Below are 26,651 nucleotides of genomic sequence, written 5' to 3' on the forward strand. Positions count from 1 at the left end.
TCCAAGCCATCTTCCCGGTCCGCCGATGCAACCAGGAGCCATTGCATGACCAGGGCCGCCAAAAACGGCCTGCAGGCATCCGACAAGTTTGCGCCCCCTTCTCTTCGCTCAACCCTTTTCCTGCCGGAAACACTTGATTCCCAGCATCGACCGGCTCTCCCGGCCAACGCGATGATCGCACTTCGCCTGACATTCATCCTCTTCATCCTGCTCTGGACGCTTACTCAGGAACTGAAGGCCCAGAGCCTGACGGAGGTTGCCAGCAAGGAACGCGGTCGTCGGGCCCAACTGCCCCATGCGGCTGTCATCCATACCAACGAAACCCTGCAGGCTCACGCCAGCCGGCTTGCAGTTTCCTCCTCCACCAGGGCAGCGCCCGCTGTGTCCCCGCGCCGACCTTCCCGGCCCGCAGACCTATCCGGTACGACCCGGGAGGAGCGCGGCTGGAGCCGGCGCTTTCTCCAAGCCAAAGCCAGGCTGGCAACCGCCGAACAGCGTCACCAGGCGCTGCGGGCCAAGCTGGAGGGCCTGAACCTCAAGCTCCAGGGCGATCCGTTTCGCCAGACCACGGTAACCGACCCCGCTCGCGTCTATGGTCCACTGATCGCCCAGGCGGAGCAGCGGATTGAACAACGCCGGCAGGTCCTCTCCAGGGCCCGGCGAGAACTTGCCGACCTTCGCGAGCGCCTGCGCAAGAGCGGAAAGCCCCTGTCCTGGGAGCACTCTCGGGCCGCCCTGGACCACCGGATCGGCGAGGGAACCGCCGATGGGACGGAGGGCCCCGTGCTCAGGGATCGAGCCTACTGGCAACGGCAACTGAGCCTCGTCGACCAGCGCTTCCGCTCACGAATTGCCCCGCTGGAACTCGAGCGGTTTCAGCTGGTGCATCGGCGCATTCCGCAGAAAGGGGAGGCTCTGGAGGTTGACAGCACCCCGGGGCTGGGCCTGCCCCCGGGAGTCGCGGACATCAACCGTAGAATCCGGCAACTGAGAAGCCGGAAAACCGAGGAGAAACGAGCCTTGGTGGGACACGCCCTGCGGTCAGGGGCCTTGCCGGGGTGGTTTCGCTGATCGCTGCCCCCCGGCCGCTTGTATAGGAAACCGATAGACATGTTCCGCTCCAGGAAGAAGAAATCCGCGAGAAAGAAGACCCGGGTAAAGGCCAGGTGGTGGTACTGGCCCTGGTTTCATTCGACCTGGTCCAAGGTGTTGCTGACCCTGGGGATTTTCGCTTTCGTCGCGGTCAGCTTTGTCCTCATCGACACCTACCAGCAGTTCTCCCGGCAAATTGACCGCAAGATTTCCGGGGAGATTTTTCTCAATACGGCCAAGGTCTATACCGCTCCACTGGAGATCTATCCCGGCCAACCCATAGGCCTGGCCCAGATCGAGGGCTACCTGGAGGCTGCAGGGTACAGCCCGAACCAACCCGAGGAGGGTGCCCAGGGGCACTTCGCTGCAAGCGGAGACGGACTGCAAATCTATCCGGGAGAACATGCCTACGGAGGGAGCGCCGGGGCGGTCCGGATCGAGTTCGACCAAGACGGCATCGAAAATATTGTCTCCCTGTCCGACCGGAGCCTGCTCGAATTCTACGATCTGGAACCCCGGCTGATCACCCACCTGTTCGACAAGAGTCGTGAAAAGCGCCGCCTGATCGAGTACTGGGAAATCCCTCAGGTGCTCAGGGACGCCGTGCTGGCGATCGAGGACCGCCGGTTCTTCTCACATTACGGTTTCGATCCCATCGCCCTGGTCAGCGTGGCTCTGGGGGGATTTGAACGGGGAGCCAGCACCATCACCCAGCAACTGGTGCGATCTTCCAGCTTCTGGTTGACACGGGAGAGACGGGTGATCCGCAAGGCCAAAGAGATTTACATGTCCACCATCCTGGAGACACGGCTGTCCAAGGAGGAAATCTTCACCCTCTACTCCAACGACATCTACCTGGGACAGAGCGGTTCTTTCAGTATCAACGGATTCGGTGAAGCCGCCACCGCCTACTTCAACAAGGACATCAAGGACCTCGACCTGCCGGAAGCCGCCCTGCTGGCGGGACTGATTCAGTCTCCGAACCGCTACAGCCCCACCAGGCGTCCGGAAAGAGCCATGCGTCGCCGAAACGTGGTGTTGATGGCAATGCTGGAAACCGGCAGCATCACGCCGGAACAGTATCAGGCAGCCATCAAGGCGCCCTTGGAGGTCGCTCCCCACAGCGTGGATCAGAACGACGCCCCCTACTTTGTGGACATGCTCAAGGACCGCTTGCTGCAGACCTACTCCGACGATGAACTGCTCACCAAGCGCTTCAAGGTCTACACCACCCTGGACGCCGACCTGCAATCCATTGCCTACAAGGTCGTGCGGGACGGCGCCGAGCTGGCGGATCAGACCCGGGCCCATCGGCAACGGCGTGGTCCCAGGGCCAGATGGGATCCGGCCTCCCACCCAAAGTATGAAATCCCTCCCGATGAGCGGGTGCAGGTCTGCCTGATTGCCCTGGATGCCGTCACCGGAGAGATTCGAGCCCTGGTGGGCGGCCGGGATTACGGGACCAGCCAGTTGAATCGGGTGACCTACGCCAAGCGACAACCCGGCTCCATCTTCAAGCCCTTCGTCTTCGCTGCCGCCATCAACTCGGCCATCAAACACACCGAACCCCTGGTCACGCCCTCGACCATGGTGGAAGACATCAAGACGGTCTTCAATTTCAACGAGGAACCCTACGAGCCCAACAATTACGGGGAAAAATTCTTCGGGCCGGTGACCCTGCGACGGGCGCTCACCAAGTCACTCAACGTGGCCACCATAAAATTCGCCGAAATGATCGGTTGGCAGAAGGTGGTCGATCTGGCGATATCCGCCGGCATGAACGACCGCATTCTGGCCACTCCGGCAGCCGCCCTGGGTTCCTACGAGGTCACTCCCCTGGAGATGGCGGAGGCCTTCACCATCTTCGCCAATCAGGGTATTCGGGTGGAGCCTCGGATCATTCGCGACGTGGTCAATGGTGACGGCGAAACCATCTTCAGCTCGGAGATCTCGTCCGAAGAGGTTATCGACCCGAGCGTGGCCTACCTGATGACCAACCTGATGGAAGGGGTGATCAATCGGGGCACCGGCATTCGGGCTCGGCTGATGGGTTTTCGGAAGCCGGCGGCGGGCAAGACCGGGACCTCCCATGACGGCTGGTTCGCCGGCTACACCAGCGGGCTGCTCTGCATTGTCTGGGTAGGGTTTGACGACAATCGGGAACTGATGCTGGAGGGGTCCACTTCGGCCCTGCCCATCTGGACGGACTTCATGAAGCAGGCCACCGAACTTGAACCCTGGCTGGCCGAGGATGAATTCCAGCCCCCGGAGGAAGGCATGGTTCGGGTCCACATCGACGAAGAGACCGGCCTACTGGCCACGCCCGATTGTCAGAGCGTCATTTACGAGCACTACATTGCCGGCAGCGAGCCGACCCAGCGCTGCAGCCATTCCGCTCACGAGTGGCTTTACGACCAGCGCCAACTGAGCAACGAGGCCGGAGCCACCCAGGACGAAGAGGAACAGCCTGCACAGCCCCCCTCCAAGAAGACCAACCGCTTCAAGCGAATTTTCTCAAAGATTTTCTAAAAGCGCCGGGCCAACCGGTCCACCACCAGCCGGCCGATGTTCAAGCAGGCAGTGGCTGCTGGTGAAGGAGCGTTGCACACGTTCAGAACCCGCTGGGTTTCCCGGATATCGAAGTCATACACCAGGCTTCCCTGGGGGCTGAGTGCCTGCGCCCGGATTCCCGCCGGCGCCGGGTTCAGGTCGCCGGTGGCGATCTCCGGCACCAGCCGCTGCAGGGCTTTCACGAAGGCTTTCTTGCTGATGGAGCGCCACATCTCCTCCACACCCACCCGCCAGTATTTCCGCGCCATCCTCAGAAACCCCGGATAGGTCACCGATTCGAACAAATCCCGCAGGTTCACGTCAGTAATTCGGTAGCCCTCCCGAGCGAAGGCCAGCACGGCGTTGGGTCCGCACTCCACTCCTCCGGAAATCATTCGGGTGAAGTGGACTCCCAGGAAGGGGAAACTGGGATCGGGCACGGGATAGATCAGGCCCCGGCACAGATGGTGCGCTTCCGGCTTGAGCTCATAGTATTCTCCGCGAAAGGGCACGATCCTGGCTTCGGGACGAGTCCCGCTGAGCCTGGCCACCCGGTCGGACTGCAACCCGGTGCAATTCACCACGTAGCCGGCCTCGAAGGTCTCGCCCTGAGACGTCCGCACCCGCACCTTGGATGCATTGGAGTCGATGGCGCTCACCCGGCTATTGGTGACGACCGCCCCTCCGCTTTCCAGCAGGCATCGAACCAGCGCCTCGCACACCTGGGTGTAGTCGATAATGCCGGCATCGGGGACGTGAATGGCCCGGATGCCTCGAACGGCCGGCTCCAAGTCGTTGAGCCGCTCCGGTCCCACCAGGGTGCAGCGCACTCCGTTGGCCTGCCCATTGCGATAAATGGCCTCCAGACGGGGAAGTTCCTCCTCCTTGACGGCCACGATGACCTTCCCGCAAAGAGCATAGGGAACGCCCTGCCGGTCGCAGAATTCCTGCAGAATGCGCTTGCCGTCCAGGCAGTTGCGGGCCTTGAGGGAGCCCGGCTGGTAGTAGACGCCCGAGTGTAGCACCCCGGAATTGCGTCCGGTCTGGTGCCGGGCCACCGCCGCTTCCTTCTCCAGGACCAGAACCCGCTTCCCGGGGAATCGCCGGGTAAGATCGTAGGCGGTGGCCAAGCCCACAATGCCGCCTCCTACAATGATGACCTCCGCCTGTTTCATCGGCTTATCTTCGTGCTAATTCGTGTCATTTCGTGACTCGTCTTCACTGACAATCGGCTGTTTCTCCCCTGAGCGGTTCGCAAATTCGTCAGCGAAAGCCTTGCCGTCAATGGCCACAAAAGGCACAAATTTTTTGTGCCTTTTGTGGTGAACCCGTATTTCTTGCCAAGTCGCACGCGCTATTGAAGGAGACTCTCTACCGACCCCTTTCGCAAAACACGGCTCCGTAAAATCTGCCCGGTCGTGGGGGACGGGCGCCCGACTGATCTCTGCCAATTCGGGATTCGGCGGCGCTTCAATCGAAACGATCCCTCGCTCAGCGCCCCTCCCTCAACTCCTCGGCGACCGCTTTCACGAACACCTCGAGCATTTCGTCGGCCTGCTCCACCGTCATGGTCAACGGTGGGGCCAGCCCGATCCAGTGAGGGTCGCAGCGCAGGATCAATCCGTGCTTGATCAATCGCTTCTCGACCTGCTTGCCGAAGCGCCGGTCGTCGGCAAAGGGCTTGCCGGTGTCCATGTTCTCCACAAATTCCACGCAACTGAGCGCGCCCCTGCCGCGGACCTCACCCAGAATCCCCAGCGCCCCGATTTCCTCCCGGAGCCTCTTGCGGATGTGGCGGCCCACCGATGCTCCCTTGGGAATCAAGTCCTCCTTCTCGATCACGTCGATAACCGCCAGGCCCGCGGCCGTGGCAATGGGGTTGCCCCCGAAGGTGTGCCCGTGGGCGAAGCTGATGTTCTGGCTCTCCTCGCCCCAGAAGGCGGAATAGTGCAACTCGTCCCTGACGATCATGGCAGCCAGGGGTGCGTACCCGCTGGCGAGTCCCTTGCCGACGCACAGAATATCGGGGGCGACCCCGAAGGTTTGCGCGGCAAACCAGTTTCCGGTCCGGCCCATGCCCGTGATGATTTCGTCATAGATCAGCAGCACGCCGTATCGGGAACAGACCTCGCGCACTCCCTGAAAGTATTCCGGTGGAGGAACGACAATGCCTCCGGTATTGCTGATGGGCTCCAGGATGAATGCCGCCACCGATTCGGGACCTTCGTGACGGATCGTATACTCCAGCATGGCGGCGCCGGGATGGGTGCCGCTGGCTCCGGCCAGATCGAACGGTCCGGGAAAACAGGCCGGCGGCGGAATATGCACGAAGCCGGTGAGAAAGGGTCCGAACACCGCCTTGCGCGGTCCCCCCAGCCCGGAGGCCGACATGGCCCCCATGGTCCCCCCGTGGTAACCCAGATAGTTGGCAATCACCTTGTACTTGGCCGGACTACCGCTCTGGCGGTGGTATTGGCGGGCAAACTTGAGTGCCGACTCGGTGGCCTCCGATCCCCCGCTGACCAGCTTGACGGTGTCGAGACCTGCCGGGGTGATTTCGGTCAGTTTCTTGGCGAAGCGAACGGTGGTGTCCGATACGGCATGCAGCGGCGCCACGAAGCTGACCCTTTCCTGCTGCTTGCGGATGGCCTCGATGACGTGCTCGTTTCCGTGACCGATGTTGACCACGTAGATCCCGGACACACCGTCGATATAGCGCTTGCCGTCCACATCCGTCAGGTACACCCCCCGGGCTTCCCGGATGATCAACGGATTGGCGGAAAAGACCTTCATCTGCTGCAGATCCAGCAGCAGGTGTCGGACGTCATTACCGGCAATAAGGGTAGGAGACATGGTTACCCCGCATTGGTCACCGGGGCACTCCCGGTGCGATCAAGGTGGTTAAGGAGAGAGGGAATTCCTCATGCGCCGCCGAACGGGCTCCGGCGCAGTGCCTCCTGGATGATGGCTTCAGGCACTTCGTATTTGCTGACGGCTATGTTTCCCTGGTAGCCCACATCCTGGATGCCGATGGGGCTGGTGTAGAAGGCGTCGACGATCATTTTGCGCAACCATTCGAAGAACCGGACTCCAGGTGCAAGATCCGAGACGGGATGGATACGGTAGTCGCTGAACCCCTGGTAGTCCTCGGAGGCCCCGTATCGGGTGGCCCGGGCTCCCTCCACCTTCTCCGGATCTCCCTCCTCGACCAGGCGATCCAGCAGGGAGGTCTGCTGCTCCGCGGTGGATTCCAGGAAGGAGGCGCCGTGTTGCTGGCGCATCTGCGCGTCCAGCCAGAGCAGCCCTCCGGTGTAGATGTCCGCCAACTCCGGATTCTGGCTGCAGAGCAGGTCGATGAACTCGGGAGCGCCGGCCTCGAGGGCGCTTCCCGAATGCTCGTCGGCCGGAATGATCAGTTCGGCCAGTTGCTGAATGGTCCGATATTCGTGGGGTTTGAACAACTTGGGCTTGTAGGCCCCGGTCTTTTCCCTTTCTTCCCGAGCCGTTCCATGGACGTGCTCCCCCCAGGCAAACTCGAAGGGAGCGGCCCCGCTGGCCGTCAGGGCCAAGGCGATCCTCTCCAGCATCTGGCGCCGGGTCAGAGGGCACCGGATCTCCGGTTTCAGGGGGTCGCTAGACATTTCCCTTCCTCATCTCCTCGGCCAGGTAGTCGGAGGCTCTCCAGGCCAGGGCGTTGATGGTGAGGGTGGGATTCTTGTCGGGGTTGCTCACGAAGGTACCGCCGTCGCAGACCAGCAGATTCCTGACCTCGTGAGACTGACAGAATCCGTTCAGCACGGAGTTCCGGGGATTGGACCCCATCCGAACCGTTCCCACCTCGTGGATGATGGTCCCGGGAACCGAGATCCCGTGGCGATCGAAATGGCTGGTCAGCCCGATCACCTTGCCACCCATGCTTTCGATCAGGGCTGCAAAGGTCTTCTCCATGTGCCGGGCCTGCTTCCATTCATAGTCGGACCACTTGAAGTGAAAGCGCAACACCGGGATGCCCCACCGATCGACCACCTCGGGGTCGATCTCGCAGTAGCTCAGGTTGTTGGGAATCATCTCGCCCCGACCCGCGAACCGGACGAAAGCCCCGTACTCTTTCCGAACTTGCTGCTTCAGCTTCCTGCCGTAGCCGTGCCGTCGGGCCGCGCCGTGAAACGTCCCCACCTTCGGCATGTTGTAGCCGCCGCCGATTTCGATGTGGTATCCGCGCGGGAACCCCAATCGAGCCTGATCCTCCCAATGCCACCAGGGCATGTAGAGGTGGGCCCCACTCATCCCGTCGGTGTTGTATCGGGGAAGGTTCTCCAGGCTGGGGACATAGCCGGCCATGCCCAGCCCCACCGTGTCCATGAGAAAGCGGCCTACCGTGCCCGAGCCGTTGGCCAGGCCGTCGGGAAAGAGGCTGGACCGGGAATTCAGGAGCAGGCGGGCGGACTCGCAGGCACTGGCCGCGACCACCACCACCCGGCAGGCGATCCGCTTTTCGGTGCGGCTCTCCTTGTCGATGTAGACCACCCCGTTGGCCCTGCCGCGGGCGTCGGTCAGAATCTCCCGCGCCATGGCCGAGTGGATGATCTTGAGCTTGCCAGTCTCCAGGGCGGGAAAGATCTGCACCTGGCTGGACGAGTAGTTGGAGGCGGTCAGGCACCCGCGCCCGCACTGTCCGCAGTAGTGGCAGGCGGGCCGCCCGTTTAGGGGCCGCGTAATCACGGCCTTTCGCATGGCGATGCAGGGTATCCCCAGCTTGTGACTGGCCTTCTGGATGACCAGTTCATGGGCCTTGGGCGGCGGAGGCGGTTGAAAAACGCCGTCGGGGGCGCTGCGGATCCCTTCCCTGGTGCCGGTCACTCCGATGAAGGCCTCGGCCCTGTCGTAATAAGGAGCAAGGTCTTCGTAGGAGATGGGCCAGTTGGTCCCCAGACCGTCGCGGTCGTGAGGGTTGAAGTCGTAGTCGGAAAAGCGCAGCGAGATTCGGCCGTAGTGGTTGGTCCGCCCTCCCACGACGCGGGACCGGAACCAGAGGAAGTCGCTGCCCTTGGCGACGGTGTAGGGCTCCCCTTCCAGTGTCCATCCACCCTTGACCGCGCTGGCGTTGAAGTGACCGAAGGCCTCTCCGCGGCCGAAGTAGACGCCCCCGCCCTCCTCGGCGCCGCGATGGTCCACGTCATGGGGCCAGAGGTGCTCCTTGAAGTCGGCCAGCGGGTTCAGCATGGGGCCGGCTTCCAGCAAGGTGACCCGAATACCCATTCGGGTCAGGACGTGGGCGACGGTTCCACCGCCCGCGCCCGATCCGATCACCACCACTTCGTGTTGTTCGGGGGTCTGCCTGATGTGAGCCATGGCGGTATTCAAGCACAACCGGGTGGGAAATCAAGCCTGAGCTCCCGGCGTTGCCAGTCAGCGTCCGCAGGATGAGCCGGGACAAGGCCATGGGAAGTCGATTCCTGACAGAGTTCCCGGTTCAGGCCGGCGGTCGGCACTAATGACAACAAAGCTGCTGCAAGCCCTAGGAACGGCTCAGGCCAACACGTCGAAACCCTGCCAGGTGATCTTGGCGCCAACCGCCTCGATCTTGGGCCAGGCCTCCTCGTGCTCCTTGGAAACCGCCCAGGTCGCCCGTTGGGCTTCCGTTTCGAACGAGATGTCGATCTCGTACATGGTCGAAGACTCGTAGTGGCGCAGCAGGCGGGTCGAGAGAAAGCCCTTCTGCACCTTGATGGCAGGGACATAGGCGTCCCGGTAGAGCTTCTCCAGCTTCTTGCCCATCCCCGACTTGGTTTCAATATAGATGTGGAGCTGAACCGACTTCTTGGCGTGCTTTCCGGCAGCCGCAAGGGGTCGGCCCAGGACTGCGCCCACAATTCCCAGTCCGGCGGCTTTGAGCCAGTTGCGGCGGTGGTCCAGGGAACGGACAACTCGGCAGGTCGAAGTTTTCATCGGTCTTTGTCCTCCTTTTTTGCGGAACGGGTTGCCAACGGCAACGGTATGGCCCCGACAACCCTGCCGAAGCACGGCGCCCGGCCTGTCCTTAAGCAGCAGCGCCAACGGGGAAGACGGGGTTGCCGGCGACCCCTTCGGCGTCCTGCCCAACATCCTTTCTTTATCACGAAACCGGGAACGGCGACAGGACTGTTTTTGCCGGGGCGCCCCAGCCTGACGCCCGCTTGACCCGCCAAGCCGGCCAGCCATAGAATTCCTGCTTTCAAAGGAGCGGCAATGCTGGTTCAAAGCGCCATCGGTCTGGTTGTCTTCCTGGGACTTGCCTGGGCCATGAGCGAGCATCGACGTAAAGTGTCGCTGCGCCTGGTGGGCTTTGGGCTGGCCTTGCAACTGGCCCTTGGAATCCTGCTTCTGAAGGTCCCCGGCTCGGGAGAGATCTTTCTGGGGTTCAACCGGGTGATCCTGGCCCTGGAAGAATCGGTCCAGGCGGGAACGGCTTTTGTTTTCGGCTATCTGGGAGGCGGTCCCCCACCCTTCGAGGAGAAGAATCCCTCCTACAATTACGTCTTTGCCTTTCGGGCGCTTCCCCTGTTGTTCCTGATGAGCGCCCTTTCTTCCCTGCTCTTCTACTGGAAGGTGCTGCCCCTGGTGGTGAAGGGGTTCTCGCGGGTGCTGGAAAAGACGCTGCGTCTGGGAGGCGCCGAGGGTCTGGGTGTCTCCGCCAACATCTTTCTGGGAATGGTGGAGGCTCCGCTCTTCATCCGTCCCTACCTGGCCAAAATGACCCGCAGCGAGTTGTTCACGGTCATGACCTGTGGAATGGCAACCATCGCCGGCACCGTCATGGTGCTCTACGCCAGCATCCTGTCCGACATTATTCCCAATGTCATCGGGCACATCCTGACGGCTTCCCTTCTCAACGCCGTGGCCGCCGTGATCATCTCCAAGATCATGATCCCCGAGACCGGTCCGGGAACCTCGGGGGAGTTGGTTGAACCCGAACCGTTCAGCAGTTCCATGGACGCCATCACCAAAGGCACGCTCCGGGGGGTTCAACTCCTGATCAACATCGTGGCCATGCTATTGGTCATGGTGGCTCTCATTCATCTGGTGAACCTGATTCTGGGAGTTCTCCCCATCGGTGGGTCCGGTCCCGTGACGCTGCAGGGCATCCTGGGAATCGTCAGCGCACCCATCGTATGGCTCATGGGGATTCCCTGGAGCCAGTCCTGGACCGCCGGTGAACTGATGGGCACCAAGATGGTGATCAATGAGCTGGTGGCCTACATCAACCTGAGCCAACTCTCTCCCGACGCCCTGTCCTCGCGAAGCCTGGTGATCATGACCTATGCCATGTGCGGATTCGCCAACCCGGGCAGTCTGGGAATCATGATCGGCGGGCTGGGCACCATGGCTCCCGAGCGGCGGGCCGACGTGGTCAGCCTGGGGCTGCGTTCCATCGTCGCCGGGACCCTGTCCACCTGCATGACCGGCGCGTTGGTGGGCCTGCTTTATTGACTTTCCCCGTTTGGATCGAAACGCACTCTAGTTTATACTGGTGTCCTGTCCCAGAAATAGGCTTACCATCTCCGATGGAGGTTCCACAGAGCAACGGTAGGCCTGAGACACCCTTTGCGTATCAGCGAAATAGGAGCCATTCTGCTTCCCCTCGGGAACCTCCATCGGCCCTCCGGGTTCGGGCGGAACGGCACCGTCTTCGTCGTCGCTCCTCCTCGCAATGAATGAGCATTTCCTCGTCGTCGCTCCTAGAATCCGGCGCCGTTGCACTCCGAAAGATGGCAACCCTATTTCTGGGACAGAACACTAGCCACCAATCCACAACCGCGCGGCAGGTCTTGCGGGTTGGACCGGTAACTGCTTCACATCACACCTTTTAACTCACATTTCTTCAGGCGCGCCCCACAACCCCGGAGGTAAGCAAATGGATACGGCCAAACTAGAGTCCGTCGCTCGTGCCCTGGTTCAGAAGGGCAAGGGAATTCTGGCTGCAGACGAGAGCTCGGGAACCATCAAGAAGCGATTCGACAGCATTCATGTGAAATCGACCGAGCCGAACCGCCTTTTTTACCGCCGCATGTTGTTCACCACCCCCGGAATGGAGGATTTTATCAGCGGGGTGATCCTGTTTGACGAAACCCTCCGCCAGATCGGGCCCGACGGCGTTCCCCTGAGCGAAGTCCTGGCGGGGAAGGGAGTGCATCCGGGCATCAAGGTGGATAAGGGAGCCAAGGCCCTTGCGGGTTTTCCCGGGGAGAAGATTACCGAGGGGCTGGACGGCCTGCGCGATCGTCTGGCCGAGTACCGCGACCTGGGAGCGCGGTTCGCCAAGTGGCGCTCGGTGATCACGATCGGCGAGGGGATTCCGAGCCGCACCTGTATCGACGGCAATGCCCGAGGCCTGGCCCGCTACGCCGCCCTCTGCCAGGAAGCCGGACTGGTGCCGATCGTCGAACCCGAGGTGCTGATGGACGGAGGTCACACCATCGAGCGCTGCGAGGAGGTCACCGCCGACACCCTCACCACGGTCTTCTTCGAGCTTCATCGCCATGGAGTTCACCTGGAGGGCATCCTGCTCAAGCCCAATATGGTCATTTCGGGCAAGCAGTGCCCCGTGCAGGCCGGCCCCGGCGAGGTTGCCGAAGCTACCCTTCGCTGCTTCCGGCGGAGTGTGCCGGCGGCGGTGCCGGGCGTCGTCTTCCTGTCGGGCGGGCAGACCCCGCTCCAGGCCACCGAGAACCTGCAGGCCATGAACGCCTTGGAGCCCTCGCCCTGGCAGCTCAGCTTCTCCTATGGGAGGGCCTTGCAGGAGACCACTCTGAAGGCCTGGAACGGCCGCGCGGAGAATGCCGACCAGGCTCAGGCGACCTTCTTTCATCGCTCCAAGTGCACCGGCGCGGCCCGCGACGGCCAGTACGATCCCGTGATGGAAGATGAAGTCATCTCGCTTTCCAGGGCTTAAGCCGATTGAGCGCAGGGCTCATCATCTCCCGGGGCATCCCCGATTGCTCGGCAGGTTGGCCCAAGGCCGGTTTCCGTCTGCCATTACTGCTGAAAAAGAAAGGACTTAACGCCGCCCATGAATGGTTTCAGCCTCGAGTCCCACGGCATTCAGGTCAATAGAATTTACCGTAACTTTTCCCCGGCCCAGCTCTACGAGGAAGCCATTCGCCACGAGTCGGACAGCAAGGTCTCCTCCAACGGCGCACTCATGGCCTATTCGGGAACCAAGACCGGCCGCTCACCCAAGGACAAGCGAGTGGTCCGCAACGCGGCTTCCGAGTCGGAGGTCTGGTGGGGCAGCGTCAATGTGCCGCTGGGTGAGACTCCCTTCATCATCAACCGCGAGCGGGCCCTCGACTACCTGAATACCCGCAAACGTATCTATTGCACCGATGGATTCGCCGGCTGGCACCCCAAGTACCGGATCAAGGTGCGGGTGATCGCCTCCCGTCCCTACCACTCTCTTTTCATGTGGAACATGCTGATTCGGCCCAATGACCGGGAACTGGCGGACTTCGGCACACCGGATGTAACCATCTTCAACGCCGGCGCCTTCCCGGCCAACCGGCACACTTCCGGCATGACCTCCAAGACCAGCGTCGACCTGAGCCTGGAGGACCGCGAAGTGGTGATTCTGGGCACCGAATACGCCGGAGAGATGAAGAAGGCCGTGTTCAGCTACATGAACTACGCCATGCCCAAGCAAGGGGTCCTGTCGATGCACTGCTCGGCCACTGCCGAACAGGCGGGTGAAGGCTCCTCGATCCTGTTCGGCCTTTCCGGTACCGGCAAGACCACCCTGTCGGCCGACCCCAAGCGGCAACTGGTGGGCGACGACGAGCATTGCTGGACCGATGACGGCATTTTCAACATCGAAGGAGGCTGCTACGCCAAAGCCATTCACCTCACTCGCGAGGCGGAACCCCAGATTTTCGATGCGCTTCGATTCGGCGCCGTGCTGGAAAACGTCGCCTATGACCAGGCGACCCGCCACGTCGACTTTGACGACGACACCATTACCGAGAATACTCGAGGGGCCTACCCCATCGATTTCATCCCCAACGCCAAGGTGCCCTGCCTGGCCGGCCACCCCACGGACGTGATCTTTCTGACTTGCGACGCCTTCGGGGTGCTGCCCCCGCTGAGCCGCCTCACCCCCGACCAGGCCGAGTACCACTTCATCAGCGGCTACACCGCCAAGGTGGCCGGCACCGAAGTCGGGGTTACCGAGCCCCAGGCCACTTTTTCGCCCTGCTTCGGGGGACCCTTCCTGGTATGGCACCCGGGAAAGTACGCTCGCATGCTCAGTCAGCGCATCCGCCGCCACGGCGCCCAGGTCTGGCTGGTGAATACCGGCTGGTCGGGCGGGGCTTACGGGACCGGCTCGCGCATCAAGCTGAAATACACCCGGGCCATGCTGGATGCGATCTACGCCGGAGCCCTGCGGGACGCCAGGACCGTCAAGGATCCTACCTTCGGCCTGGAGGTGATTGCCGAATGTCCGGGGGCGCCGAGCGAGCTGATGCTGCCCCGCGGTTCCTGGGCGGACAAGGCCGCCTACGATCAGACCGCCGTCAAGTTGGCGGGTTTGTTCAGGGAAAACTTCAAGGCCTACCAGAGCGGTGTCACCGACGAGGTGCGGGCGGCCGGGCCGCGGTAGGCAACTCTTCCGCCAAGTCAAACCACGACATCATCTTTGATCGGACTGAAGCGCGGATTCGTGACGTGTTTCTACACGTTTCTGGTGGTTCTGCCTATTTCAATATCGCGTGCCACCCGGCAAAAAATGCTGTCTAAGCACAAAAGTCACAAATTGTGTTTTTGTGGTTTTTGTGGCCATTTCCGGGAAACGTCCCGCTGCCGAATTTTGCAACAGGCTCCGAATATTGTCCCGTACCCTTGCGGTCTTCTTGGCGTTCCGGAGTCCAGCAACTTCAAGGTCGTAACACTGTGGCCGAAATAGCGACGCGATCACTCTTCAAGAAGTTGGCAGACATGGCCACTGCCGGTCTGGACATTCAGCCTTTGCAGTACGTGGAAATCCGGGGCGACACCTCCATGCAGGAGTGTATCGATGCGGTGTCTCTTGCCGTGGAAAGGGTCGGAGCCGTGCCGTGCCTCAACCTGACTTCAATCGCCCTCGAGGCTGAACGCATCCGGACCCTGTCAAGTGGCTGGCTGCGGCGACCGTCTCCGTTTCTGTTCGATCTGGCAAGAACCGTGGATGCCGTCATTGTCATTGAACGAGACTGGAGTTCGTTGGCAGCGCTGTGTCCTGCCGAGAAGCTCGAGGCGTGGAACCAGGCCGTAGGTCTCCTGGTGGCGCAACAGGAATCCAGGCAAATCCCCTATTGTCTGATCGCAAATCCGGAGGCACAACGGCAGGATCAGCTTCTTGTCTCAACCAATGAGACCTACGAAGCCATAAAGGCCGCCGTCAGCGCGGACATCGATGAAATACGTGCACTTCTGGGAATTGCCAAGAAGATCATCGACAACGGACGAGTCCTCGAGATAAGGACTCGCAACCACGGTTGCATGAGGTGTGAACTTGGGAGGCCCCTATATTGGAGCGACGGGCGCCTGAACAGGAGCCTTGTGTTGAATCTTCCCTATGGCTCGCTATCGTTTACCGTTCCGGAAGACAGCGTCGAGGGCACGATTTGCTTCGACCGCTGGCGGGATGTACGTGATCTCGTGGTTGCTTTCGAAGGCGGCCGCATATCCGATCTCTCGGCAGCCAATAGTCCCGAAGCCTTTGCCGATTTTGTGGGCAGGCACTCGGGCGACCGCGACCGGATCAGTCACATCGGCATCGGCGTCAATCCGGGCATCAAGCACCCGACCGGATTGACAACCATAGACGAGTGCATGTCCGGCATGGTGTTCGTTGCCTTCGGCGAGAATAGATTCATGGGTGGACAGAACGAATCGACCCTCAACATCGACCTGGTCTGTTCGGGAGCAACCGTGCTTTGCGATTCCAGGTGCCTGGTGCGGGAAGGACGGCTGGCATTTGGGTGAATCCAGGATGAGTGGACTTCACCAAGCGCCGAGTGATCTGCTGACAGGTAGGAAATGTCCCGACGTTCAGGCCCTGAAACCGCTTTACACGAAGGGCAGGAAATCGCCGCTGGAATCGAACTTCAGGTCCGTAGGGGGAGTCACCACGCTCAAGTCGCTGCGCGATTCCACTTCGGGAAGATAGGCCTCCGAAGCCAGAATCTCCCGCAAGTCGAGCGTGTCGTGAATGCGAACGACCCTGGCCTGCTCGGGCTCCACCAGGCCCACGGTCCCCAGCGCCAGGCTCAAAGCCCTGCGGTCGTTGTCGAAGGTGATCGGGATCGATGCTCCCGAAGGCGCATTCCCCGTCATGCAGTTGATGTAGGTGGCTTCACGGTTCATGCGGTCGACGGCCCTCCGGTGGCAGTATTCGGCCATTCCGAGTCCCGATGCGTTCCCGTGGGTTTCCTCGGTCAGGTCCCGGACGTAGATGCGGGTGATCCTGGGCCGCTCGCTGTCCGTAGCACGGTGGTCGTTGTACTTGCGGCCGATCACATTGGTGTCCATGCCGGCCCCGCTGATGTCCTTGCCGATCCGGTCGACCACCAGCAGATCGATGTTTTCAAAAGGCAATCTCGGCATCCATCGCTTGGCCAGCACCAGCAATTCCTTTTCGCGTTCCAGGAAATCCCCGGGAGCCACCGCCTCGATCAGAGCCGTCTCATCGTACTGGTTCTCCACGATCCCCAGTCCCAGAAGCACCCCGCACTTTTCAATGACGGTTCGGGCGATGGACCGGACCATCTGATCCCAACTGTAGTGAATGATGGCCTGGTGATAGAGGGCCGCCCCCTTGTGCTTGCCGAACCCGATGAGCATCATCTTGTGAAGCCCACTCTCGATTTCGCCGTTGAAGCCGGTGTGGGGCTTGACCCGCGCGACCACGGCCACATGGTCGGCCTCAAAGGCAAACTTGTCGAAAAGCACCGGAACCCCTTCCTCGGTGCGGCCCACCTCCACGGTTTCCATGGAGGCCCGTATGGGCGCCCCGGTGAATTCTTCCGTGACCCCGTAGCTTTCGATGATGCCCCGCTGGTTCTCCGCAATGCCCCCGCCGTGGCTTCCCATGGCAGGGACCAGGAAGGGTTTCCCTCCCAGCGCCTTGAGCTCCTCCACCAGCGACTTGACGATCAGGGCGATGTTGGCAATACCGCGGCTGCCCACCGAAATGGCGATGGTCTGACCGGCCTTGACCTGAGAGGACAGGTTGAGCCGGGCCACCTCGTCTCGAACCGTCCCGGGAATGTCATCCACCGTGGGCGCTTCAAAATGCTGAGCCACTCTCATCAGTCGCGGGTACGCCATGGTTTGCCTCCTCTATTGGGGACGCTGCAACAGTAGTCCAAGTTCTACCACGAGACGACCTGTTTGGGAAGTGGCCCGAAAAGGAAGACTCGTAACCCTTCATGCAACTCCATTCCGAATGTGCGTTTGGCTGTCCATTCGGAGTAGTTCCCCTTGACTGCCGAGCACATTACCCTTATTATGGTTCAGCCTTATTACGTTCCAATGTTTTCCATTCGGAGTCCGATATGAATATTACCTTGAGCGTTGACGAGGAAATCGTGAAGAAGGTCCGCAAGATCGCCATCGACAAGGATACTACCTTGACGGCGATGGTGAGGGACTATCTAACTCGAGTGGCCAGCAGCGATGCCGCGGCACGAAAGGCGGACGCGGCCAAACTGATGGAAACGTTCGAGAAAGTGAGCCGTGATATGGGTCCCCGAACATGGACGCGAGAGGAGTTGTATGACAGGCCTCGCCGATACCATGCCAAATAGGGACTTCTTCGACAGCAACATCTTGATCTATGCGGCTGACCGGAGTGAGCCGGAGAAGCAATTCCAGGCTCGAAGACTGCTAAATTCCGCCATCGAGAATGAAACGGGCACTCTATCCGTTCAGGTGCTGGGTGAGTTTTTCAGCGTGGTGACCAAACGCATTCCCAACCCGCTCTCGGTTGAAGAAGCAGAGGCAATCATCGAGCGGACCGCTGTTCTACCGGTAGTGGAACTGGATTGGTCTCTGGTGCGCCGGGCGATCGATACTCACAAGGAATACGGCATCAGCTATTGGGATTCGCTGATAGTTGCCGCCGCGGAGAAGGCTGGCTGCACACGGATTATTTCTGAAGACTTGAATTCAGGGCAGTCCTACCACGGCATTACCGTGGTTGACCCATTTTGATCGAGACCTGGGACTTGGGCATGGGATGGTGTTGTTCCTCCCAGGCATGAACAAGAGTTCCGAGCGTATCGAGCAGAGAATACAGCGGATGATGCTCGTCGGTGCCCACTTCATCAATGAGGCTATTGAGTCGGTCCACCGCCAGGTCATAGTCCTTCTCATTTTGGATTGTGAGTAAAGCACTCACTTGGGTCCAAGATCGTTCAAGCTCTGGGGTAATGACACTCATGTCATCCATCCTCCGCGGTCATAGGCTTGGAACCGGCAGACTGTCTTCTTCAAGAGAGACGATGTAACCTTCAATGGCCTCTTTGATATTGGCAATGGCTTCCTGCCTGGTTTTTACCTGACTGATGCAACCGGGTAGACTGGGACATTCGGCAACCCAATAGCCATCTTCGCCCAGGTAAACTACCACCTGTCTCATCATTTCACCGCCATTCAGCCTCACAACCGGTTTAGCCCGGCCTGGTCACCGTACAATAATAGGGAAGGAGAGATTCTTGTGACTACCTGAATCCTCCGGAACTCCATCTCCTTCGGTTCCTTCGAGGACAATCACCAGTCCCCCAATCCATCCTCAACGGCCACAACCCGTTCTATGAGTTCCCGGCTGCAGCGTTCGTGGTAGGCGTCGTAGGGCAGGATGGGCTCGCGCACGTTGTGGGTGGAAAAAAAACCTCGCCGCACGCAGTAGCGCTTCAGGAAATGGATGGAAATGTCGATGTGCTGGTGGACGAAAGCCAGGTAGGGAACAATGCGGTCGAACAGCGCCATGGCTTCGGCTCTCCGTCCCTCCCGGTGCAGCCGGTAGATGTGGACGAAGGGCTTGTTGATGGCGGTGGTATTGAAGCCGTGGATGCCTCGATCCAGGGCTTCGATCATTTCCGGCAGGGACCAGCCACTGGAAACGTTGAGCCTGCCTTCGGTAGCTTCCAACACCCGGGTGGATTTGAGTCCCGCCGGTATGGTTTCGATCTTGATGCAACGAAAGGCCGGAATCTTCTCGAACAGCTCCAGGATGACTTCGAGGCTGACGCCGTAGCCGCCCCAGGAGAGGTCCTGAATCATCAACATCTCCATTCCCGCTTCCGAGAGTCGGGTGAAGAAGCTGACAATGCCTTCCCGGTCGCCTTCCAGGCGATCGGGCACCCGGCAAAGGATCCCGTCCGCACCGGCCTTGACCCCATGCCTGGCCAATTCGAAGGCCTCTTCCAGGATTTCGGAGCTGGCTCCGGCGACCACCTGAATGCGTCCATCGGCGATGGCCACCACGCGCTCGACCAACTGGCGGCGCTCGAGGTCCGAGAGCTTGTCGACCTCACTGGCTACAGCCGGAACGATGCAGCCCACGATGCCGTCGGCAATGGACTGCTCCAGCAACCGCTCCAGCGAGGGGAAATCGAGCTTGAGGTGGTCGTCGAACGGCGTGTTGATGATGGGAACAATGCCGTGCAGCGAGTAACAGGACTTTTGATTGATGATTTGTGATTTTTGATTGTCGATTGGCAAAGACAAGTCCCTGGAGTATTTTGCAATATTCGCAACGGGGCAGGTCACATTTCCGGCAAACCTGAGGTTTTGCCTTTTTCAATATCGGGTGCGACCTGGTGAAGACTGCTGTCCAACCACAAAAAGCACAAAAGTCACAAATTGTGTTTTTGTGCCTTTTGTGGCCATTCCCGGCAAACGTCCCCCTGGTGAATTTGCAAAAGGCTCAATAGATTGTGAATACCCAAGGCTCCGGACCTGGAGTGCGTGTCCTTCCCTTTACCCCAGTTCCGAAAGCAGAAATCCCTCGATCCCCAGTCCGCCTCGCGGCGGCGATCTATGATATCCTACTCGGCCAATTTGAAAGCCTTGCCCCCTCCCCGTCCATTGGATATCTGGAAACTCACTTCCTAGGAGACGCTTCGTGAAACTTGTCAGGCCCCGCTTGTTCACAAGCTGCCTGGCTTGCCTGGCAGCCCTTGCCGGTCTTGCCGTTTTTTCCTCAGCCTTGCTGGAGGCCAATGACTCCCTCTGGATCAGGCACAGCGGCTTTGAATCCCTGAAAACCGGACAGCCCGGCAACAGCGGCGCCAACCTCTATGTCTCCTCCAAGGGGAGGATCCAGACCATCAACCGCTGGGACCTGAACCGGGACGGCGAGCTGGACCTGGTGTTCACCCAGGATCACAACTCGGTCTACACGCCCGACACCTTGATCTACTGGGGCGGCAAGGAGGGCTACGCTTCTCTGCTGCCCGACATGTGGCAAATCCGGGCGCCCTTTTCCCTGCTCAAGACACTGACGACCGCGATCAAGCGGGTAACCCGTTTGCCGACCTCGGGGGGAGGCCGCAGCAAGATCGCCGATCTCAACCTGGACGGACACCTGGACATCGTTATCTGCAACTTCCAGCACAACTACCGCACCGACCAGCCCGCCTACATCTATTGGGGCGGAGACGACGGATTTCGACCGGAGAATCGCACCGACTTGCCCGCCCTGCTGGCCGGTGGCCTGGCAGTGGAGGACCTCAACGGAGACGGGCTGCCCGATGTCGCCCTGGCCAACCACGGAAGCGAGAGGGGAGAGACCAGCGGGTTTCGGCAGCACCTGGAATCCTACATCTACTGGGGCAACCTGAACGGTTTCAACACCGCGCGCCGCACTTCCCTTCCCACCATCAGCGCCACCGACGCGGCCTCGGCCGACTTCAACGGTGACGGACACGCCGACCTGGCCTTCCTGAACCACAACAGCCAGGAACAGAGTCTCTATCTCTATTGGGGAGACGGCAAGGGAGGGTTCGGCAAACACCGCCGTCAAGTGCTGAGCAGCGCCGATCTGCAAGTGGGCGAGAGACCTCGCGGCCGGGAAGGCTCCCACATGGGAATGAAGACACTGCTGGCGTCCCGCATCAATCCTGACCCAATCTCCGACCTGGTGGTGGCCGGCTCCGAAAAAGCCATCGTCTTTTACGGCTCGACAAGCGGTCTGTCTCCCGAAACAACCGTGACTCTGCCGGCCAACGACTGCCTGGGTATGCAGGCCGCCGATTTGAACCGGGACGGGCGGATCGACCTGGTTCTGGCCAACTCCGGGGGGCGGGCCGATCCCCTTGTCGACTCGACCATCTACTGGGCGACTCCGGACGGGTTCGACCCGAAACGGCGCACCGATCTGCCCACCCAGGGGGCCGCCACCGTTCAAGCCGCCGATCTCAACGGAGACGGTGTGCTGGATCTCCTGTTCGGCAACTCTCGAGGCTCCGACAGCACCGATGTGCCCAGCTACATCTATTGGGGACGGCCCGACGGCTTTGCGGCCCACCGGCGGACGGAGCTCACCGGCTTCGGCACCATCAGCAGCGGCGTGGCCGACTTCAACCGGGACGACCACCCCGATATTCTGCTGGTCTCCCACCACAGCGGCACCGGCGTGCTGCCCACGGCCATCTTCTGGGGTCGCCCCGACCACTACTACTCCAGCGCCGCCAGCACTCTGATCGAGCCGGGCGCCAACATGGAGTACAGCATCGCCGACCTGGACGACGACGACTATCCCGACCTGGTTGTCAATCGGGACCAGACCAGCGTGGTTCTGTGGGGCTCGTCCGAAGGTTTCACCGAAGAAACCAAGCTGCCCGTCACCAGGCCCATCGCCACCAGCGTGGCCGATCTGAATCGGGATGGCTTCCTCGACATCCTGGTGGCCATGACGGCCAATCCGGGAGAAACGGCAAGAGGGGCCATCGTCTGGGGGACTGCCGGCCGCTTCCAGGACCCCGAAGTCAGTCGCTGGGACCTGGATGGGCCGGCCATCGAGAGCACGGCCATCGCCGACCTGAACAAGGACGGCTTCCTCGACCTCATCTATCCCGAGGCAGGTACGGAAATTTCCGAAATCTTCTGGGGGAGCGCCGAGGGATACCGTCCCGACAACGTGCTGGCCATCAAGGCCAACGGCACGCCCCATGCGGTGCCGGCCGACCTGGACAATGACGGCTGGCTGGACCTGGTCTTCGCCAGCGGGTTCTCCCAAAAGAAAAATACGGTCCACGTCGACACCCTGATCTACTGGGGCGGGCCCCAGGGCTTCTCCGAGGATTCCCGCAGCGGAGTGGAAGGGTTTACCACGCTGGACGCCACCGTGGCCGACTTCAATCGGGACGGCCACCTGGACATCGCCACCACCAACTATCGCTCCGATACGACCCGGGAACTGCCGGCATTCATTTACTGGGGGGGCGCCGGACGGGACTTCAGCGAGAAGCGCCGGACGCTGCTGGAAGCCCATTCCTCGTCGGCCATCGACGCGCTGGACCTCAACCGGGACGGCTGGGTGGACCTGGTGGTCTCCAACCACCAGAAACACTTCGACCACGCCGCCGGCACCAACATCTATTGGGGCGGGCCCGAGGGGTTCTCCAGCCAGCGGCGGCACCATATTCCCACGGTCGGCGTGCACCTGGACGCCATGGTGGACGCGGGAAGCGTTTACGATCGGCGCTACCAGTGGGACTACACCTCGGCACCGGTCCAGGCTCCCGAGGGAGCCGCCTTTGCCGCCCTCCACTGGAAGGCGGAAACCCGCTGGGGGACCGGGGTCAAGTTTCAGATCCGTTCGGCCGGCACTGAAGTGGGGCTTGGAAACGCCGCCTGGAAGGGGCCTTCGGGAAAAGATTCCTTCTACGAGCAGTCCGGTGCCGCGCTCTCCGGGCTGGCCAGGGACCACGGTTGGCTGCAGTACCGGGCGTTCCTGACTTCTCCGGACGGCGGCAACTCGGCCATCCTGACCGAGATCGCCATCCAGTGCGAGCGCTGATTCCGGCGGTATTGGAATGGCTCGTGCAGCGCACTGCGGGTGGTATCCGGTTCCGGCTGGCCGTAACTGTTACAGGAGCTTCTTGCAAAATTCGCAGCAGGGCTGGTCAACTTGCCAGCAGACCTGAGGTTCTGCCTTTTTCAATATCGGGTGCGGCCTGGTAAAAAAGGCTTTCTAACCACAAAAAGCACAAGAGTCACAAATTGTGTTTTTGTGCCTTTTGTGGCCATTCCCGGTAAACGTCACGCTGCCAGATTTTGCAAAAGGCTCACAAGCTATTCCGATCCAACTTGGGAAAGGGAAACGAGGACCAGAGATGAAACGCAGACACTTCCTGCAGACCATGGGGAGCCTGGCGCCCGGCACGCTGGCCGTGCCTCTGGCGGCGGCTTCCCCCCCCGAACAAAACGGCAAGCATGAGCCGGCATCCGACCGGGAACCCAAGGTCTTCCTTTTCGACGACGGGCGTCACGCCGGAGGTCTCTACCAGATGGAACCTCCCTTTACCCCGGAGCCTCATGCCTACACCGTGGACCAGATGGCATCCAGCGGGGTGGACACCCTGGTCTACTTTGCCGGAGTCGAGGGCGGCACCATGCTCTATGACAGCAAGGTGGCCGAAATGTGGGGCACGGTGGTCAAGAAATGGACCCACTACGTCTGGTACAGGGCGGGCAGGATCCTGCGCCAGATGGTCGACGACGGCCTCGACCCCATGAAGATCCTCTGCGACCGCTGTCACGAGACCGGCATCCTGATGCTGGCCAGCGCCTGGGTGAGCCTGCACGGGGGCACGCGGGCGGAGCAGGAGGGCCTGGGTCGCTGGTCGGCCTTTGCCCTGGACAATCCCCAGTTTCACGTGGGTCCCGACCCCGACCCGAGAGCCGAGGGCATGCCGACCAGCCGCTTCAGCTTCATGCACGCCGAGGTCCGGCAGGAACGGTTTCGTGTCTTCGAGGAATTGCTCTCCCGCTATGAGACCGACGGCATCGAGCTCAACCTGACTTCCAATCCCCCCTTCTGCCGCTTCGACCAGGCCGACCAGTTGGCCCCCATCATGACCCAATGGATCCGGGACCTGCGACGGGTGGCCGACAAGGCTCAAGAGACCCAGGGGCGCCGCAAGCGCATTTACGCCCGGGTGCCGGCCCACCCCGACGCCTGGAAGACCATCGGATACGAAGTTCCCGGATGGGTCTCGGAAGAGCTGGTGGACGGCCTGTTCTGCGTCAGCAGCCATGGCGAGGACGAGACCATGGACCAGGACCTGGACCTCAAGCCCGTGGTCGAGTTGACCCGGGGCACCGGCTGCCGCGTGCTCTACGCCTTCCACAACACCCTGGGGAGGCAGTTGGCGCGCTACTCCACCCCCACCATGATCTGGGCGGCCGCCGCCAACACCTATGCCCAGGGCGCTGACGGCTTCGGTATCGGCGACCACCACTGGACTCCCAACGGATGGCCCTGGACGGCCCAGGAATACGACACGCTGCGTCTGCTGGGGCATCCCGAGCTCTTGGCCACGGCCGACAAGCACTACCACGTTCGCTCGACCTCCCGAAGTACCGCCTCGAGGGCCTGGTGGCCGGGTCGTTCCACCCCCCTTCCCAAGGAACTGCTCCAGGGAGAGGAGACCCAGGTGTCTTTCAAGGTTGCCGACGACCTGGCCCGTTGGCACGGTCTGGGTCGAGTCAAGTCGGTGAAGTTGCGGGTGCGGCTCTCCAACTACCAGCCCCACTACGACCAGGTGCGCATCGAGCTGAACGGCAAGGAGTTGCCCGACTCCATCCTGCAGAAGGTGGACATGACCTACCGGCTCATCCGCGGGGGCGCCGTTGGACCTTACGGCTACGCCTTCGACTACTATCTGGGGCCGGACCAGTTCCCCAAAAAGGGCAAGAACCGGGTGAAAGTGACGCTGCTGAAAAGAGATCCGGGAATCTCCCTGAAGCTGTCTCTCTACGATGTGGACTGCTTCATCGAGTACCGCTTGCACCGCCACTTCGAGCGCAAGCCCATTGAGTACTGATTGCAACACCCCTGTTTCGCCTTGATTTTGGCGCCCCGTCGCATGGGAAGGCGGCGCGGCCAATTGAAAATAGTGGAGAGTGCAGAGTGGAGAGTGGAGAGTTATTCGATCGACACGTAAAGCAAGGAAAGTTTCTCGAGAGGCCCCAGACGAGATCCCTCCTGTCCGGGCTGATCCTTTGCGCCTGTCTGTGGCCGGGCCAGGCCCTCCCGGGATCGGATTCCCGGTTTCCCGCCTCCGATCCTCCCCGCAACGACATTCTCCTGGAAAACCGCGTCCCCGTTCCCATGCGGGACGGGACCATTCTCTATGCCGACGTCTATCGCCCTCTGGCCGAGGGCCGCTACCCGGTGCTGGTGGCCCGCACGCCCTACAGTGCCGAGGCCCGACCGGAGCCGAAATTTTTCTCCCGGCGGGGCTACGTCTTCGTGATTCAGGACGTGCGGGGACGGTACGAATCGGAAGGGCGTTGGGACCCGTTTCGCCACGAGGCCCGGGACGGCTACGACACCATCGAGTGGGCTGCCGGCCAGCCCTGGTCCAACGGCAAGGTGGGAATGCTGGGCAAGTCCTACCTGGGACTGGTGCAGTGGCAGGCCGCCAAGGAGGCCCCTCCGCACCTGGTCACCATCTTCCCCGACGTGGCCTCAACCAGCCCCTATCACGATTTCGTGACCCTCAACGGCGGCTGGCGGCTGTCCTTCAACTTTGGCTGGGGCGCGGTCCGACAGGAGTCTCGCATCGGACAGAACCCCCGCCTGCACTGGAGCGATAGCGGCTCCGACAACCTCGCCTACGACCGGGTGATCTGGCACCTGCCCCTGCTGGACATGCAGCGGCTGTTGGGCCGGCAGGCCCAATTCTACGACCAGTGGATAGAGCATCCAGACTACGACGACTACTGGAAGGCACTCAACGCAACCGAACAGTTCGAGAAGATCACCATTCCGGTGCACAACTTCGGCGGGTGGTTCGATATCTTCACCCAGGGCACCGTCGACGGCTACGTGGGCATGAGGGAAAGGGGCGGATCGGAGGTTGCCCGCCAACAGAGTCAGATGATCGTGGGACCCTGGGGGCACGGCCCCTCGCGAACCACGGGAGACCTTGACTTCGGCCCTGAAGCCCCGGTGGACGTCATGGCCGTGCAGCTCCGCTGGTTCGACTACTGGCTGCAAGGAAGAAACGGGCTGGACCAGGAGACACCGGTCAAGATCTTTGTCATGGGCCGGAATCGATGGCGATTTGAAAAGGAGTATCCGCTGCCCGGGACCCGCTACCGAAAGCTTTACCTCAACAGCGACGGCGGGGCCAACAGTTCCAGGGGCGACGGGCGACTGGGCTGGAACACTCCTCCCGCCGATTCTCCTGCCGACCGCTACCTCTACGACCCCGACAATCCCGTGCCAAGTCTGGGAGGCAACAACTGCTGTGGAACTCCGACGCCGGCGGGTCCCGTGGATCAGCGCCCCATCGAGCAACGCCGCGATGTGCTGGTCTACACCTCCGGTATTCTGGAGAAAGAAGTGGAAGTGACCGGGCCCGTCAAGCTGGTGCTGTATGCTGCTTCCGACGCTCCCGACACCGACTTCGTGGCCAAGCTGGTGGATGTCTACCCCGACGGCAGAGCCATCAATGTCGCCGAGGGAATCTTGAGAGCCCGCTACCGTAACGGTGCCGACCGCCCCGAGCTCCTACAGGAGAACCGGGTCTATGCCCTGACCATCGATATGGTCGACACCAGCAACTCCTTCCTGCCCGGACATCGCATCCGCCTGGACGTGACCAGCAGCCACTTCCCCCAATTCGACCGCAACCCCAATACGGGAGAGGCGTTTGGCACCGGTGCAAGCACGAGACCGGCTCGGCAGACCATCCATCACTCTGCCGAGCACCCTTCACACCTGCTTCTTCCAATTATCCCGGCGGAATGAAGCTCTT

Annotated in this window: 20 protein-coding genes; 11 read left to right on the forward strand and 9 right to left on the reverse strand. The window is 61.2% G+C overall.

The window, feature by feature from the left end; all coding sequences use genetic code 11:
* Nucleotides 1–45 precede the first annotated feature (45 nt).
* Nucleotides 46–1,071, forward strand: a complete 1,026-nt coding sequence (locus OXI69_17660; GenBank protein MDE2667971.1) for a hypothetical protein — start codon at nucleotides 46–48, stop codon at nucleotides 1,069–1,071.
* Between the two features lie 39 nt (nucleotides 1,072–1,110).
* The gene (locus OXI69_17665; GenBank protein MDE2667972.1) at nucleotides 1,111–3,621 is read left to right on the forward strand and encodes a PBP1A family penicillin-binding protein; all 2,511 of its coding nucleotides are present in this window, start codon (nucleotides 1,111–1,113) and stop codon (nucleotides 3,619–3,621) included.
* On the opposite strand, the gene lhgO is transcribed toward OXI69_17665, so the two are convergent.
* From lhgO to OXI69_17690, 5 genes are all read right to left on the reverse strand, one after another.
* A complete protein-coding gene (lhgO, locus tag OXI69_17670) occupies nucleotides 3,618–4,817 on the reverse strand; it encodes an L-2-hydroxyglutarate oxidase (GenBank protein MDE2667973.1) in 1,200 nt (399 codons plus the stop codon). The genes OXI69_17665 and lhgO overlap by 4 nt on opposite strands.
* A 316-nt stretch (nucleotides 4,818–5,133) precedes the next feature.
* On the reverse strand, nucleotides 5,134–6,495 hold the full coding sequence (locus tag OXI69_17675; GenBank protein MDE2667974.1) for an aspartate aminotransferase family protein: 1,362 nt from the start codon (nucleotides 6,493–6,495) through the stop codon (nucleotides 5,134–5,136).
* A 68-nt stretch (nucleotides 6,496–6,563) separates the two neighbouring features.
* On the reverse strand, nucleotides 6,564–7,283 hold the full coding sequence (locus OXI69_17680; protein MDE2667975.1) for a gluconate 2-dehydrogenase subunit 3 family protein: 720 nt from the start codon (nucleotides 7,281–7,283) through the stop codon (nucleotides 6,564–6,566).
* Nucleotides 7,276–8,994, reverse strand: coding sequence for a GMC family oxidoreductase (locus OXI69_17685; protein MDE2667976.1), 1,719 nt, complete (start codon nucleotides 8,992–8,994; stop codon nucleotides 7,276–7,278). Before OXI69_17685 ends, OXI69_17680 begins: the two co-directional genes overlap by 8 nt.
* A gap of 177 nt (nucleotides 8,995–9,171) precedes the next feature.
* Nucleotides 9,172–9,591 (reverse strand): hypothetical protein, encoded by a 420-nt coding sequence (locus tag OXI69_17690; protein ID MDE2667977.1) that lies wholly within the window; start codon nucleotides 9,589–9,591, stop codon nucleotides 9,172–9,174.
* Between the two features lie 279 nt (nucleotides 9,592–9,870).
* Here OXI69_17690 and OXI69_17695 point away from each other — a divergent pair, with 279 nt between their 5' ends.
* The 4 genes from OXI69_17695 to OXI69_17710 all read left to right on the forward strand — a co-directional run bounded on the left by OXI69_17695 (nucleotide 9,871) and on the right by OXI69_17710 (nucleotide 15,639).
* The gene (locus tag OXI69_17695) at nucleotides 9,871–11,112 is read left to right on the forward strand and encodes a nucleoside:proton symporter (GenBank protein MDE2667978.1); all 1,242 of its coding nucleotides are present in this window, start codon (nucleotides 9,871–9,873) and stop codon (nucleotides 11,110–11,112) included.
* 424 nt (nucleotides 11,113–11,536) lie between these two features.
* On the forward strand, nucleotides 11,537–12,574 hold the full coding sequence (locus OXI69_17700) for a fructose-bisphosphate aldolase class I (GenBank protein MDE2667979.1): 1,038 nt from the start codon (nucleotides 11,537–11,539) through the stop codon (nucleotides 12,572–12,574).
* A gap of 117 nt (nucleotides 12,575–12,691) precedes the next feature.
* Entirely contained in the window at nucleotides 12,692–14,275 is a 1,584-nt protein-coding gene (pckA, locus tag OXI69_17705) for a phosphoenolpyruvate carboxykinase (ATP) (protein MDE2667980.1), read from the forward strand.
* Nucleotides 14,276–14,565: 290 nt separating this feature from the next.
* Nucleotides 14,566–15,639, forward strand: a complete 1,074-nt coding sequence (locus tag OXI69_17710) for an aminopeptidase (protein MDE2667981.1) — start codon at nucleotides 14,566–14,568, stop codon at nucleotides 15,637–15,639.
* Between the two features lie 84 nt (nucleotides 15,640–15,723).
* Here OXI69_17710 and OXI69_17715 read toward each other — a convergent pair whose 3' ends face one another.
* A complete protein-coding gene (locus OXI69_17715) occupies nucleotides 15,724–16,983 on the reverse strand; it encodes a lactate racemase domain-containing protein (GenBank protein ID MDE2667982.1) in 1,260 nt (419 codons plus the stop codon).
* A 227-nt stretch (nucleotides 16,984–17,210) separates the two neighbouring features.
* Here OXI69_17715 and OXI69_17720 point away from each other — a divergent pair, with 227 nt between their 5' ends.
* Nucleotides 17,211–17,462: a DUF6364 family protein gene (locus OXI69_17720; protein MDE2667983.1), complete on the forward strand. Its 252-nt coding sequence runs from the start codon at nucleotides 17,211–17,213 to the stop codon at nucleotides 17,460–17,462.
* Nucleotides 17,431–17,868, forward strand: a complete 438-nt coding sequence (locus OXI69_17725; protein MDE2667984.1) for a PIN domain-containing protein — start codon at nucleotides 17,431–17,433, stop codon at nucleotides 17,866–17,868. Before OXI69_17720 ends, OXI69_17725 begins: the two co-directional genes overlap by 32 nt.
* On the opposite strand, the gene OXI69_17730 is transcribed toward OXI69_17725, so the two are convergent.
* The 3 genes from OXI69_17730 to OXI69_17740 form a co-directional block, all read right to left on the reverse strand.
* Nucleotides 17,846–18,097 (reverse strand): hypothetical protein, encoded by a 252-nt coding sequence (locus OXI69_17730; protein MDE2667985.1) that lies wholly within the window; start codon nucleotides 18,095–18,097, stop codon nucleotides 17,846–17,848. The two genes, OXI69_17725 and OXI69_17730, sit on opposite strands and share 23 nt — an antisense overlap.
* A gap of 18 nt (nucleotides 18,098–18,115) precedes the next feature.
* Nucleotides 18,116–18,295, reverse strand: coding sequence for a type II toxin-antitoxin system HicB family antitoxin (locus tag OXI69_17735; GenBank protein ID MDE2667986.1), 180 nt, complete (start codon nucleotides 18,293–18,295; stop codon nucleotides 18,116–18,118).
* 131 nt (nucleotides 18,296–18,426) lie between these two features.
* On the reverse strand, nucleotides 18,427–19,380 hold the full coding sequence (locus OXI69_17740) for a dihydrodipicolinate synthase family protein (GenBank protein MDE2667987.1): 954 nt from the start codon (nucleotides 19,378–19,380) through the stop codon (nucleotides 18,427–18,429).
* 403 nt (nucleotides 19,381–19,783) lie between these two features.
* Between OXI69_17740 and OXI69_17745 the strand changes: the two genes are divergently transcribed.
* From OXI69_17745 to OXI69_17755, 3 genes are all read left to right on the forward strand, one after another.
* Nucleotides 19,784–22,681 carry a VCBS repeat-containing protein gene (locus tag OXI69_17745; GenBank protein ID MDE2667988.1) on the forward strand — a complete coding sequence of 966 codons (2,898 nt, stop codon included), beginning with the start codon at nucleotides 19,784–19,786 and terminating at the stop codon, nucleotides 22,679–22,681.
* A gap of 316 nt (nucleotides 22,682–22,997) precedes the next feature.
* Nucleotides 22,998–24,710 carry a hypothetical protein gene (locus OXI69_17750; protein ID MDE2667989.1) on the forward strand — a complete coding sequence of 571 codons (1,713 nt, stop codon included), beginning with the start codon at nucleotides 22,998–23,000 and terminating at the stop codon, nucleotides 24,708–24,710.
* An 86-nt stretch (nucleotides 24,711–24,796) separates the two neighbouring features.
* Nucleotides 24,797–26,644 carry a CocE/NonD family hydrolase gene (locus OXI69_17755; GenBank protein ID MDE2667990.1) on the forward strand — a complete coding sequence of 616 codons (1,848 nt, stop codon included), beginning with the start codon at nucleotides 24,797–24,799 and terminating at the stop codon, nucleotides 26,642–26,644.
* Nucleotides 26,645–26,651 lie beyond the last annotated feature (7 nt).

It is taken from the genome of Acidobacteriota bacterium (assembly GCA_028875575.1).
In the GTDB taxonomy this organism is placed as follows: domain Bacteria; phylum Acidobacteriota; class Terriglobia; order Versatilivoradales; family Versatilivoraceae; genus Versatilivorator.